General features: G+C 38.3%; 9 protein-coding genes. 7 read left to right on the forward strand and 2 right to left on the reverse strand.

Going from position 1 to position 13731, the window contains the following annotated elements; all coding sequences use genetic code 11:
- Window positions 1-41: 41 nt before the first annotated feature.
- The 4 genes from ACQQ5U_RS14260 (at window position 42) to ACQQ5U_RS14275 (ending at window position 3500) form a co-directional block, all read left to right on the forward strand.
- Complete coding sequence (locus ACQQ5U_RS14260) at window positions 42-779, forward strand: hypothetical protein (protein WP_437398496.1); 738 nt, start codon at window positions 42-44, stop codon at window positions 777-779.
- A 32-nt stretch (window positions 780-811) separates the two neighbouring features.
- Window positions 812-1528: a lipoyl(octanoyl) transferase LipB gene (gene lipB / locus ACQQ5U_RS14265; protein WP_437398498.1), complete on the forward strand. Its 717-nt coding sequence runs from the start codon at window positions 812-814 to the stop codon at window positions 1526-1528.
- A gap of 137 nt (window positions 1529-1665) precedes the next feature.
- Window positions 1666-2424: a trypsin-like peptidase domain-containing protein gene (locus ACQQ5U_RS14270; protein ID WP_437398499.1), complete on the forward strand. Its 759-nt coding sequence runs from the start codon at window positions 1666-1668 to the stop codon at window positions 2422-2424.
- Window positions 2425-2822: 398 nt separating this feature from the next.
- Window positions 2823-3500, forward strand: coding sequence for a hypothetical protein (locus ACQQ5U_RS14275; protein ID WP_437398500.1), 678 nt, complete (start codon window positions 2823-2825; stop codon window positions 3498-3500).
- 51 nt (window positions 3501-3551) lie between these two features.
- Here the strand turns inward: ACQQ5U_RS14275 and ACQQ5U_RS14280 are convergent, their stop codons facing one another.
- The gene (locus ACQQ5U_RS14280; RefSeq protein WP_437398501.1) at window positions 3552-5894 is read right to left on the reverse strand and encodes a ribonuclease HII; all 2343 of its coding nucleotides are present in this window, start codon (window positions 5892-5894) and stop codon (window positions 3552-3554) included.
- 143 nt (window positions 5895-6037) lie between these two features.
- Complete coding sequence (locus ACQQ5U_RS14285) at window positions 6038-6634, reverse strand: ribonuclease HII (RefSeq protein WP_437398503.1); 597 nt, start codon at window positions 6632-6634, stop codon at window positions 6038-6040.
- A gap of 281 nt (window positions 6635-6915) precedes the next feature.
- Between ACQQ5U_RS14285 and ACQQ5U_RS14290 the strand changes: the two genes are divergently transcribed.
- From ACQQ5U_RS14290 to ACQQ5U_RS14300, 3 genes are all read left to right on the forward strand, one after another.
- Window positions 6916-9939 carry a SusC/RagA family TonB-linked outer membrane protein gene (locus tag ACQQ5U_RS14290; protein ID WP_437398505.1) on the forward strand — a complete coding sequence of 1008 codons (3024 nt, stop codon included), beginning with the start codon at window positions 6916-6918 and terminating at the stop codon, window positions 9937-9939.
- Window positions 9940-9949: 10 nt separating this feature from the next.
- Window positions 9950-11287, forward strand: coding sequence for a RagB/SusD family nutrient uptake outer membrane protein (locus ACQQ5U_RS14295; protein ID WP_437398507.1), 1338 nt, complete (start codon window positions 9950-9952; stop codon window positions 11285-11287).
- 113 nt (window positions 11288-11400) lie between these two features.
- On the forward strand, window positions 11401-13443 hold the full coding sequence (locus ACQQ5U_RS14300; RefSeq protein ID WP_437398508.1) for a putative porin: 2043 nt from the start codon (window positions 11401-11403) through the stop codon (window positions 13441-13443).
- Window positions 13444-13731: the final 288 nt, after the last annotated feature.

Raw genomic sequence — 13731 nt, forward strand, 5'->3', positions numbered from 1 at the left:
CAAAACAGATAGTAGAATACACTAACCATTAAGAAAATACCATGAAAAAAATCCAATATGCACTCATTGTTGCCATCATCTTTGCGGTGACTTCATGCAATTTTACCGAAGAAATCCATTTAAATGAAGATGGCTCAGGTAAATTATCCATCAATTTTGATGGCTCCGAGATGATGGATATGATGGGCGACGAATTGACCAAAACCGATGAGAAGCCGATTGATTCCATTATTTCTTTCAAGGATTTTTTAGAGGAGAAAAAAGATAGCATTGCTCAATTGCCGATTGAAGAACAAGAGAAGCTAAAAAAATTGGAACCCTTCAATATGCGGATGGTGATGGATCCTGAGAAAAAGCTGATGATGTTCGATTTGTTTAGCGAATTTAAAAATGTAAACGAGGTGAACGATGCTTTCAGTGCTTTTCAAGATGCCAGTTCCATTGGCGGTAAAGCGAATCCCCAACAAGGACAAATGAAACCCGCCGAACAACCCACGGAGGTGAATTATACCTTTAAGAAAAACAAGTTTACCCGTACCGCTAAAATTGTGGACCAAGAATTGTTTGAGCAACAATTGGACAGCTTGCAGGGAGCTGAAATGTTCCTTTCGGGTTCTACGTACACTTTAAAATATCACTTTCCGAAAAAGATAAAGTCTACCACCGCTGAGGAAGCTACGTTTAGCCAAGATGGCAAAACTTTGATTTACGAGGTGAATTTCTTGGACTTGATGAAAGACCCTTCAGTACTAGATCTTGAGGTGGAACTGGAGAAATAGTTTTCCATTGTTGGGCTTCGTATCTTTGTGGCATGAACAAGAAAGTTGCCCTACAGGATTTAGGATTTAAGGATTATAAAGAAACCTGGGATTACCAAGAGGTTCTTTTTAAGAATATTGTGGATACCAAAATCCGCAACCGACGTGAAGATGCATGCCTTGAAACTCCCAACCATTTTTTGTTTGTGGAGCACCCACACGTGTATACTTTGGGCAAGAGCGGCGACATCAACAACTTGTTGGTGGATGAAAAAAAACTGGCCGAAAAAGGCGCCACTTTTTATAAGATAAACCGTGGAGGCGATATTACCTACCATGGCCCCGGACAAGTAGTGGGTTATCCCATTTTGGACCTTGATAATTTTTTTACCGATATCCACAAATACCTTCGTTTTTTGGAAGAAATGGTGATTCTCACTTTGGCCGATTATGGACTTAAGGGGCAACGTTCCGAAGGAGAAACAGGGGTGTGGTTGGATGTGGGTACTCCCTTTGCCCGTAAGATTTGTGCCATGGGCGTACGAGCCAGCCGTTGGGTGACCATGCATGGTTTTGCCCTTAATGTAAACACTGACCTTGGTTATTTTGATATGATGATTCCCTGTGGCATCAAGGATAAGGCAGTTACCTCCCTCAATGTGGAACTAGGCCAAAAGGAGGTGGATATGGAAGAAGTAAAAGAAAAATTGCTAAAGCATTTTACCACCCTTTTTGAAGCGGAATTGGTGAGGGAAAAGGCTGATGCATAACTTATCTTTTATCTGTCAATTCAAAACCACGACACATCAATTACTGGTGGAATTTTAACCAGAAAAAAACTAACTTCACTTATCGGTCGATATAATTCATATAAAAACGAATCATATCTTTAAACGTTATGCGCAATATGAAATACCTTATAGCTACACTAACCATTCTGTATTCAATAAGCGCATATTCCCAGTCCGATTCAATGATGGATATTCCTGATTACAGCTATTTCCTTTTTGAAATGAGAAATAATGACATGAAGCAAGGGACAGGATTTTTTATTAAAAAAGATAATAAAACTTACCTCGTTACTGCAGCTCACAATTTTCATGTTGACAAAACCGCTACCAATAAAACTACAAACGAGTTTTATCTAAGACTAAAAAAGAAAGGTAAAACCGCACTTCTTTTAATTAATAACAATCCATTACCAAAAACAGAGGTAACAAAAAATCTAGACATAAATTTCTACGAAATTAATATTCCTTCAGATTATGAAATAAACATAATCGACTTAGTGCCTGACAAAATAGTGACTCCAGAAAATATTATCTGTTATGGATATGCAGTAGTTGATGGAAATGAAGACAATCCGCAGTTGTATGTGGAAAATTTGAAGCCTACTGAATTTAAGGGTAAAGTGAAATTTGAATATCAGAAACCTATTAAATATTTTGAGACTCAAGAAAAGGACTATCATAATTATGTGGTTAAGTATGAAGTGGATAGTTTAGGACGCGGGACTTCCGGTGCGCCAGTTTTTTCGATTAATAAAAAGAATGGATTTATCACCTACCATTTTGCAGGACTAATACATACTAGAAATGAATTGACTAAAATAGCAACCATTCTAAGGCCGGAGAAGATAGTAGAACTAATCAAGGGAATAGAATAAAGCGCATAACAACACCTATAGCAAATAGGGCGAAAAGTGCTAAATTTAATGGCTTGGGTTTGTTTGCGTAGTCCGCCAAATCTTTTGGATTTGGCAATTAAAAAAGAAAAATAATTACAAAACAAAAAGCTCTGGCTCGCAGACCAGACGGAAACAAAAAGTTTCCTTGCCTGCCCTACTTGCCATAGCCAAACCGATAAGTGCAATATCCCTAACTATTAACAGAAATACGGATGCGTAAGTGCCTATTTCAGTGCTTATGCTTCCTATTTATATCTTTGCCAAATATTTTATACCTTACTACTTGCACTAAAAAGGTACATGTGGGGTGCAAATCGGAGTATGAAGTAAGTTCTGCTGTTTGGTCTTCATATTCCAAAAACTAAATTCAACATACCATGAAAAGATTTCTCGTAGTAATTGCCCTAGCAGGAGTTTTGATTTCCTGTAAGAATACCAGTGAAAACAAAAACGATGCGAACGATTCGGTTGTTGCTGAAACAGTTGATGATAGTGAGGTTAAAACCAACTATGTTCCCATCGATTCCGATGAGGCCTTGGTCGCAGCATCATTAATGGCCGCTCCAGCGGAAAGCCGAGATGGATGCAAGGTCATAGGTTATAATATGGTGGGTGAATTTGTAACGTTCAGAGAAGGGGATAACGAATTTATAGTGCTCACCGACGACCCTAAAAAATCAGGGTTTAATGCGGCTTGCTATCACAAAAGCCTAGAACCTTTTATGGCAAGAGGTCGTGAATTGAGGGCGGAAGGTAAAACAGGACCTGAAATTTTTGATATTCGCGAAGAAGAAGCAAAATCGGGCAAATTGGATATGGGGAAACCAGGAGCTACCCTCCATATTTATTATGGGGAGAGCGATATGTACGACCCAGAAACAAATAAGGTAGAAGGAGCACATTACCGCTATGTAGTCTATTTACCATTTGCTACGGCAGAATCCACAGGGCTTCCTGAACAACCTGTAGGAGCAAACCATCCTTGGATCATGAACCCGGGCACGCATAGGGCCCATATTATGATTTCACCTTTGTATAACGACGAGAAAGAATAGGAATAAAAAAACCGAGGTGAAAGCCTCGGTTTTTTAAAATCTGATTTCAGATTAATTCATTTTGTAAACGATCAAGGAGTTGTCCTGGTCTTTGGCAACCAGTTCCAATTTTCTATCATTGTCCATATCGGTAAGGTCTATCAAAGAACTACCGAATACAGGGAAATTGGGAATAGGTTCCGCTTGGCTGTCGAACAAATAAACTTGATGGTTCTGAATATCCGTTACGCCTACATAAATTTTATCGTAGATGTAAAATATTTTGGGCTTTGAGTAAACTCCGAGTTCCAGTTCAACCTTTTTACCTTTATTGCTGAGGATATTGTCGTCCATAAAAACCAAGGTATTGCTAGTGGCATAAAAACCATGGTCTGGATTTAGATTGAAATTGGTAGCGGTCAACTTACCTTTGGTGTCAATTTGGTGGAGCACCCCTTTTTTATTGGTGACCGATAACTTGTTTTTGTACAGGAACACTTCGTTGTTGGAGAAATCTATCTTTTCGGACACTTTAATTCTGTCGCTCCCTACACGATGTAAGATCCTAATGGTTCCGTTATCCTGTTTAAACACCAAATAATCTTTATTGCCCACTCTAAAGTGTTTCGGTGCTCCCAAAATATTGCTTGGAGCTTCTTTAAAAGTAAATCCGTTAACAATTTTAGCTTGGTTATTGTACATATAAACTTTTCGGCCTTGGGTAATTACAAAGCGGTAGTTCCTACTTCCATCATAATCAAAAACAGCCAGTGGGTTAAGGTTGCCACCCTCAAAATCTATTTTAAATGGAGATACTACATCCCCATTGCGGTCCAAAATCAAAAATTGGTCGTTGGTACAAAAAGCGAGCTGTAGTTTCCCGTTCTTATAAATGTCCACTTGCTGAATTTCTCCTTGGATTCGACCATCCAATTGTTTGGTCCAAAGCACTTTTCCGTCGGAGGAGATCAGGTAAAGCACATTGTTCTGGTCTTGCACCACAATCTCCTGTTGTTTGGTCCTGTGGTTTTTGACAAACTGGGGGTCTGTTGCCAAATCCGTGTTAAGTTCCAAAGTGAAAAGCGGCGATACCGTATTTTTTTCTTGTTTTTTACCAATTTTGGAAACCAGAATGTTAAAATGACCGAAACCATGGTCGATTACCATTTGCGATGCAAAAACTTGTTCCTTGAAATCATTGTTTTTGATGTCATCAACTATATCGGACGAAAGTTCTTGTTCTGCAAAAAAGTCAATACCCGATGTGTTGGAAACAAATAACATACTGGATTCGTTGGCCAAGGATGCTTTTGCAGTTTTGAATCCTTGGTTATTATCAAAGGAAGACGAGCTTTTGTGACTACTTATGACGGTGTGCAGCGCTTCCTTTTCTTCGGAAAAAATAAAACTGTTCTCTATAATCGTGCAAAAGTTGGATTTAAAATTTTTAACCAACGGAGTAAAACCCGCTTCTACTAATTTTGGGTCTTGGAGTTCCAAAATTTCGCTGCCTTGATAGTTTTGTGAAGCTTTTTTGTGACTGTCCAAATAATCATACAGGCTTTCCGTCCCAAAAGATTTTAGCAACACCACTTTTTCGTTGTTCAAATAAATTACCCCGACCTCTTCAACGGTATTAAAAAGCGAATCTAGTTTCTTTACCCGGTCCAAGTAGGTGTTTTGGTTTTTTGCAAATACCTGATAATCATCAAAAGTATAGGATAGTATGGCTTGAGCATTCATCGGGGCGTATGATGCTGTTTTGTTGGCTAGGGGAGAAGTTCCTTTAAATAAATTGATGAAATTTTTCGTAGAATCGGGGGCCATTGCCACTCCTCCAAGGTTGACTTCGTCCGAGTTCGCCGTAAAATCCAAGGAAACCCATGAAGAGAACGGCGGATTATTGTTCTCGTTTTGTTCTTTGAGTGATAATAGCGATGCATTGCCACTTGGGTTGATGAACAGTGTGGCGGATTTATCAGGGGAGCTTGCTTGGTAAAGTTTTTCCAAAGTGGGATCCGTTGGGCTATTGTCGTTAACCCTAATGATGTTTTCCATCAACATCATAGAAGAACTCATCAATACATCCTTATTTTTTTTCACGCTATACACTTCTAGGCCATCAAGATTATATTTGGTGATGTTGGTTCCCTCGTAGGTCAAAGTTTCCACAGTCTTGTTGGCTACACTATCCACATTGAATAGATCAGCATCATTTTTGGCCACTAAAACATAATCGTAGTTGTCCTTGCCAACTTCGTAAAGTGCAAGCAGAGCGGTTTTGTCCGTGGATAAATAGTCCAATCCCTGAATTTTCTCCGAAATTCCCTTGATGTTCGAAAAGTCCTCCACGTTTTTAAGGAGGGCGTTGTTTTTGAGCTCACTTTTAAAATTAGTGAGGTTGGTAATTTTCAAAACTAGCGAAGGGTTGGGCGGTAAATGTTCTAATAGGGAATTTTTGGTTTTAACCTCTTTTGTGCAGGATGCTATAAAAATAGGGAGTAAACAAAAAAGTGCCTTTAATCTCATTCTTGAAGTTTGACACAAAGTTAGGGTTTTTAAATATCCAGTGTCAGCTGTTCGGGGAGTTGCCTAAAGCTTTTTCTATGATATTTGGTGAGTCCATATTGTTTTATAGCCTCTCTATGCTCCTTGGTAGGATATCCTTTGTTCTTTTTCCAGTTGTACATAGGGAATTCTTCATGGATTTTGGCCATATACTCATCACGATACGTTTTAGCCAAAACAGAGGCGGCCGCTATGCTCATATATTTTCCGTCTCCTTTTATAATGCATTCGTGTTCAATATTGGGGTAGGGCTTAAAACGGTTGCCGTCCACTATGATGAATGAAGGCAAAGGTTCTAATTTGTCTATGGCCCGGTGCATGGCCAAGAAAGAGGCATTTAATATGTTGATTTCGTCGATTTCATCTTCGAATACATGACAAACGGAAAAGGAAATCGCCTCTTTTTCCAAAATTGGTTTCAATAATGTCCGTTTTATTTCAGAAAGCTGTTTAGAGTCGTTTAATACAGAATTACGGAAATTCTGAGGAAGAATTATAGCAGCTGCAGTCACTGGCCCTGCGAGGCAGCCTCTACCTGCTTCATCGGTTCCGGCCTCGGAGAATGAACGATAACATAAGTTTAACATAGTTACTGAAGTTTTAGCAGATTGACCATACAAAAAATGAAATTGTCAATAAAATAGTTAAAAATTTTCCTACATGTAAGATAATCGCTTGTTTACATAAAAATGTCATGTTAAAATTATGAAAAAGTATGATTTGCATAGTTGTTGAAGCGGATGTTTGGGGTTGTTAATTTTTTTGCATATTAACTTTTTATACTGATTTTTGGGCCGGACTAATTCAAAAAATGAAATAAATGAGAGCTAAGTTAGCATGGATGCTGACGCCTTTTTTGGTGTTATGCATGTCTTTCTCTTTTGGACAAGAGAAAACAGTTTCAGGTAATGTGACGGACCAAGATGGTTTGCCTCTACCTGGTGTAGCCGTAGTCGTTGTAGGAACGGCCAATGGTACACAAACAGATTTTGATGGTAATTATACAATTACCGTTAGTACTGGTCAGGTATTGCGTTTTAGCTATATCGGTCAAAAAACAGCTGACATTACAGTCGGCGCTTCTTCAAGTATAAATGTTCAAATGGAACAGGATACACAGGCTTTGGAAGAAGTTGTAGTGGTAGGTTTTGGAGAACAAACCAAAAAGTCATTAACAACTTCAGTGGCTAAGGTTGATGCTGAAACCGTTAAGAACATTGTTACACCTACAATTTCTGGTGCGCTACAAGGTGCGGCTAATGGATTGCAGGTTAACCAAAACTCTGGAGCACCTGGTACTGCATTCTCAGTTAGGGTTCGTGGTGCGAGTTCGATTAACGGGTCCAATGAGCCTTTGTATGTTGTTGATGGTGTGCCAATTTTATCTGGTTCTGTTGGAGCCAATGCTTTTGGTGGTCAGGATAATGACGTACTGGCAAATTTAAATTTTAACGACATTGAATCGATACAGGTTTTAAAAGATGCCTCTTCATCTGCAATTTATGGAGCAAGGGGGGCTAACGGAGTTGTGTTGATAACTACGAAACGAGGAAAAGCTGGTAAAGTAACTGTCGAAGTCAACTCTCAGATTGGTTTTCAAAAAGAAATCAATAGATATGAGGTCTTTACTGCGGGTCAATTTTATCAATTTGGCGATATCGCTTTTGAAGATGCATTTGGGGCACCAGGATTAATGTCTACAGGACAAATTCTGGGTACCAATATATTAGAGCAGCAGGGTTTTGATACTCTTGAAGAATTATATGCTTCTGATTGGGGGGATAATTATGTTGATGCCATTTATAGAGGTAGCCCTGCAGTTGTTAAGAGTACGGATGTGACTGTGTCAGGTGGATCTGAAAAGGCTCGCTTTTATGCGAATTTTTCAGACTTTAATCAGGAAGGTGTGATTAAAAACCAAGGATTCGATCGTAGGTCTTTGACTTTCAATGCTAATTTCAAGGCAACCGATAAATTGGACTTGGATGCAGCCGTAACTGTTTCTCAATCGGATAATTCAAGGATTAACGGTGATAACAACATTTATGGAGCTTTGACTACATCTGTTCTTGAACTTCCTGGAAATAGTTTGTTTAATGAAGACGGTACTTATAACATAGGTCCTTTTAACTTTTCTAATCCTTTGCAAAATGCAGTTGTGGATAAGTCGGATACAAGAATCTTTAGAATGATTTCAAATCTTGGTTTGAGATATAAGGTTACTCCAAAATTAAATGTTTATTCTAAAGCTTCCCTGGAAAGATTGGATTATAAAGAGTTGGTTTTTACCCCGGCAACTACTAGAAGAGGAGTGGCGTCTGGAGGTGATTCTAGAAAGGAAATCAACCTTATCAGTCGATGGAATGTTACCAACACTCTAAACTATAGTGATACATTTGGTGATTGGGATTTAACTGGATTGTTGGGCTTCTCTTTTGAAGGTACCAACACAGATGATATTGTAGCTCAAACGCAAAATATTCCTGCAGGTTTTGAATTGCCTGGTGCTGGAGCGGTACCTATTACAGCAACCAATGAAATTAGAGAAAATAAGCTTTTTTCATATTTTAGTAGATTGGGATTGTCTTATAAGGAAAAGATATTTCTAGAAGGTACAATGAGAGCGGATGCATCGTCCGTTTTTGGTCAAGGTAATGCTATAGGTTATTTTCCAGCGGCGTCTGCCGGATATTTGATTTCTGAAGAAGATTGGTTCAGAAATAATGTATTGACATCCTTTAAATTAAGGGCATCATGGGGTAAAACAGGTAACCAATCCGGTATTGGTAATTTTGGCTCAAGATTTTTGGCCGGGGTAACTAACTATGGTCCAAGACCTGGTACAGCGATTACCCAGTTAGGAGCCCCTGAATTATCATGGGAAACTACTACTCAATACGATTTTGGTGCAGATTTGACCTTATTTGGTAAAGTAGATATAGCTTACGATTATTATAGTAAAGAAACATCAGATGTCCTATTGGAAAGACCATTGAGAAATTCATCTGGTTTCACTACCGTTAATGCCAACGTTGGAGATATTTCAAACAAGGGTCATGAAATTGCCATTAATGCTAGAATATTTGAAGGAGATTTTTCATGGACTTCACAATTCCAAGTGGCTTATCTTAAGAATGAAGTAACATCTTTGCAAACGGATGCAGCTGGTGAGTTTATTCCGATTGATCAAGGTTTCGCAAACAGGATTGCTGTTGGTCAACAACTTGGTGCATTCTTTGGTTTACAAGCGGATGGACTTTGGCAAGAAGGCGAGACAATTCCAGAAGCATTGGTTGCTAGGGGGGTTGAAGCTGGAGATGTTAAATATGTTGATCAAGATGGAAATGGGAATATTGATGCAAATGACAGAGTGTTCATAGGTAATCCTTTGCCAAAATGGACAGGTAACTTTAGAAATACTTTCAGGTTCAAAGGTTTTGACCTTTCTGCAAACTTCCAGTTTGAAGAAGACAAGGATATCTTTAATAACTCTTTGGCCTTTGGCGGAGCTTCTGGTTCATTTTTGTTTAATAAATTTTCAAATCAAATAAATTACTGGACACCGGAGAATACAGACACGGATATTCCTAGACCAAGATATGGAGGTATACAATCCTATAACAACCAAGATTCTTCTAGATTAATCGAGGATGCGTCATATGTAAGGTTGAAAGAAATTGTATTGGGTTATACTTTTTCTCCAGAAGTGTTAGGAAATGGAATGTCACTTAGAGTATATGTTGGTGGGGATAATTTAGTTACATGGACCGATTATTCTGGTCTTGATCCTGAGGTTAATACTTTTGGTAATACGAATGCTTCAAGAGGTACCGACTTCTTTACGCAAGGTTTGAATAGAACATACAAATTCGGGGTTAACTTTAAATTTTAAAGAAAGTAATATGAAAATTCTAAAATATTTAATGATTTCATTGGCTGTAATCTCTTACGGTTGTGCTGATGATTTTGTGGATACGACTCCTACGCTTGAATTGCCTGGGGAGACTGCGATTACCGACGTTACCTCTGCGGAGAGTGCTTTGGTTGGAATGTATAGTGCAATGCAGTTTATTGGAAATTTTGGTGGAGAGGATGTGTTTCTCTCGGGATTATATGCAGATGAATTATCTCATACAGGTTCTTTTCCAAGTTATGCAGAAATGGGGGCTAATGATCCGACTTTGAATAATGTTGATGTTACGGGATATTGGAATGATCACTATGCGGCAATATATAGAGCTAATTTTATTATAAATGCGATTGATAATCCAGATTATGGAATTACTCAAGATGCACAAAATAGGATTGGTGGTCAAGCTCGTGCGGCCAGAGCAATTTTGTATTATAAATTGGCAAAGGTGTTTGGCGGAGTACCTATTATTCTTGATGCATTTACATCTTCGACCGATATTGATACAAACCCAACCCCAAGATCTAGCGTAGATGCGGTATATGATTTGATTTATTCCGATATTTCAACTGCGGTTAATATACTGCCAGAAGGTTTGGGGCTTTATTTTTTCAATAAAGATGCGGCAAGAGTGTTAAAGGCAAAAATTGAAATGGAGTTTGGTGATTACACCACTGCGGAGGCTACATTGGCACCTGTTATCGGTGCTTATAGTTTAGAATCAAATTATGCGTCACTGTTCCCTTCAGGAGGTTTGGTTGCGAGCTCTTCTGAAACTATATTTTCTATCGATTTTAATGAAACAGATGGTAGTAACCATGCATTCTTCTTTTTAGATGCTGGACGAGGCGAAGTTGGACCCAGTGCTGAGTTGAGTGCTGCATTCGAAGCTGGAGATGTTAGGGTTAGTTTAATTAACCAGGATAACGACATAGCTAAATATACGGATGCCGGTGCAGGTAATGATGACGTTTATGTCTTTAGATATGCAGATGTGTTATTAATGCAAGCTGAATTATTGGCTCGCAGAGATGATCCTTCAGCTTCTGATTTTATCAATATGGTTAGAACAAGAGCTGGGCTTGGTGATGTAGTTTTAAATTCTTCGAATGTTGTTGAATTGATAGCACAAGAAAGATTTGTTGAATTTTTTGGTGAAGGTCAGGATAGATTGTTTACCATAACTAGGCTTGGAATCGCCGATGATGTTATTTCCAACAAGGCAAATAACGTATTTATTGCTGAAAGAAATAATTTGTGGCCAATTCCTCAACAAGAAATAGAACGTAATTCAGAAATTGGTACTGAAGACCAAAATCCGGGTTACTAACATTTTTTTTAAGGATATTGAAGCCCCGCAATTTGCGGGGCTTTTTTTATGTCCAAACTTTTCACATTTCTTTAGTAACAAAACTTTTACCTTTGCCCAACCAATATTACAGGATGAGATTTATATTGTTGACCTTGCTTTTGTTCTTTGTCCAAGCTGCTATTGCGCAGAAAGATTCAGTTCCTCCGACAAAGAAGATGGATTCTTTGAGTCTCGGAAAGGGTAAGAATGAGTTGATTAAGTCAAAGGATTCTAGACAGGATGGAGGTGCTAAGAAAGGGAGCCGACAAGGTGGAAGTTTGGAACCTAAAAATAAGGATTCAATAAGTATTAGGGATTACAAAATAATCTCTTATCAGAGAGATACTACTCATCTAGATACTGCACTTACGATAAAAAAGGAATATAAATACAACTATATTCGAGAGGATGACTTTGAATTAATGCCGTTTGCCAATATGGGGCAACCTTATAATGAGCTTGGCAAAAGCTTTTCAAGTACACCCTATTATCCGAGAATAGGTGCAACTGCAAAGCATCCTGGTTATTTTGAAAAGGAGGATATTAAATATTATAATGTACCAACCCCAATGACGGAGCTCATGTTCAAGACCACCATGGAACAAGGGCAGTATTTGGATGCTTTGCTTACGTTTAATATGTCCAAACGTTTTAATGCATCCATAGCCTATAATGGCTTTAGGTCCTTAGGGAAATACAGATATGAAGAAGCACAAGATGGTAAATTCAGGGTAACCTTCAATTATATCACTCAAAATGGCAGGTATGGCCTTAGAGGTCATATAGCGGCTCAAGAAATGGAAAGTGATGAAAGTGGGGGCTTATTGGATAAAAATCAATTTGAGGATGATTTGCCGGATTTTCAGGATAGGGCGAAAATTGATTTATTGTACACCAATGCAAATAACCGAATTTTGGGCAAGCGCTATTTCCTAGATCAACAATTTAAATTGGTCAACCATAAAAAGGATTCGCTGGATAAAGAACCAACTACCTTGACCATTGGACATGAATTTAGCTACGAATCCAAAATTTATGATTTTGAACAAACTTCCCAGAATGATGCTTTCGGCCAAGATCCATTTTTAGCGCCAATTGAAGATCGAGCCAGACTCAAGACCATGTTCAATAAAGGTAGTCTGGAATTTTCCAATCGAACCATTGGTAGACTATCAGGGAATATAAGTTTGTATAACTACAATTACTTTTTCAATAGCCTTTTAGTTACGGACGATGAGACCATCCAAAATAAATTGAAGGGTGAAGAGATTTCTGTTGGGGGAGCCTATGCAAATACAATAGGGCCATTGCATCTTGAAGGGAATATCAACTATACTATATCGGGAGAGCTTACAGGCAATAATTTTGATGCCATGGCCATATATAGGTTAAATGACAATAATGCAGTTACGGCAGCTCTACATGTTTCATCCAGAATGCCCGATTACAATTATTTGCTATATCAAAGTGACTATCGCAATTTCAATTGGCAAAACGATGATGCCTTTGAGAAAGTACAGACGCAGAGTATCAAGTTTGGTTTCGATTCGAAAAATTTTGGCCAGTTACAGGCAGAGTATAGTGCCGTTGATAACTATAGTTACTTCGCGTCTACCGCAACGGAGGAAGAAATAGGTTTAGGGCAGGAAACTGCATTCGTACGACCATTTCAAGAGTCGGGAACCATAAATCACCTAAAGGTGAAATATAGAAAAGAATTTAAATATCGGAAGTGGGCATTGATGAATACTATAATGTATCAAGACGTCACCCAAGATAATCAAGTGCTCAATCTTCCCGAGGCGGTAACCAGGAATACCCTGTATTTTTCGAGTGATGTTTTTAAAAAGGCTATGTTCATACAAACAGGAGTTACTTTTAAATACTTTACTTCTTATAATATGAATGCGTATAATCCTTTGTTGGGTGAATTCTATATTCAAAACAATGAGGAGTTGGGTGGGTACCCTTTATTGGACTTTTTTATAAACGCTAAAGTGAGGCAAACCAGAATTTATTTAAAAGCGGAGCACTTGAATTCCATATTTTCCGAACCTAATTATTACTCTGCACCAAATTACCCATATCGCGATTTTGTAATCAGATTTGGGTTGGTTTGGAATTTCTTTTCATAAAATATGTTAAGGAGAAAAAAAGGAAATACTGAAAAACAGGTACTTATAAATTAATTGATTTTTTTTCGAAAAAAATATTCAAAAACATTTTGTGGAGACAAAATAACGTGCGTATATTTGCACCCGCTTAGCTGATAAGGCAGGGCGTTAACGAGGGGGGAATTACTGAGAATAGTGTCCTTTTGAGTTTAAAGAAATAAAGAAGTTCATATACATATTGTAACGACAGCGTAAAGAGAATTATTAAGAACCATTTTGATGCAGGGACTCGGTTTTCCGGGTGTCGGA

It is taken from the genome of Flagellimonas lutimaris (genome assembly GCF_051494225.1).
Lineage (GTDB): Bacteria > Bacteroidota > Bacteroidia > Flavobacteriales > Flavobacteriaceae > Flagellimonas > Flagellimonas lutimaris_A.

Excerpts from the sequence above, each read along its gene's own strand:
- ACQQ5U_RS14260 (WP_437398496.1), top strand. The coding sequence starts at position 42 with ATGAAAAAAATCCAATATGCACTCATTGTTGCCATCATCTTTGCGGTG.
- lipB (WP_437398498.1), top strand. The coding sequence starts at position 812 with ATGAACAAGAAAGTTGCCCTACAGGATTTAGGATTTAAGGATTATAAA.
- ACQQ5U_RS14270 (WP_437398499.1), top strand. The coding sequence starts at position 1,666 with ATGAAATACCTTATAGCTACACTAACCATTCTGTATTCAATAAGCGCA.
- ACQQ5U_RS14275 (WP_437398500.1), top strand. The coding sequence starts at position 2,823 with ATGAAAAGATTTCTCGTAGTAATTGCCCTAGCAGGAGTTTTGATTTCC.
- ACQQ5U_RS14285 (WP_437398503.1), bottom strand. The coding sequence starts at position 6,634 with ATGTTAAACTTATGTTATCGTTCATTCTCCGAGGCCGGAACCGATGAA.
- ACQQ5U_RS14290 (WP_437398505.1), top strand. The coding sequence starts at position 6,916 with ATGTCTTTCTCTTTTGGACAAGAGAAAACAGTTTCAGGTAATGTGACG.
- ACQQ5U_RS14295 (WP_437398507.1), top strand. The coding sequence starts at position 9,950 with ATGAAAATTCTAAAATATTTAATGATTTCATTGGCTGTAATCTCTTAC.
- ACQQ5U_RS14300 (WP_437398508.1), top strand. The coding sequence starts at position 11,401 with ATGAGATTTATATTGTTGACCTTGCTTTTGTTCTTTGTCCAAGCTGCT.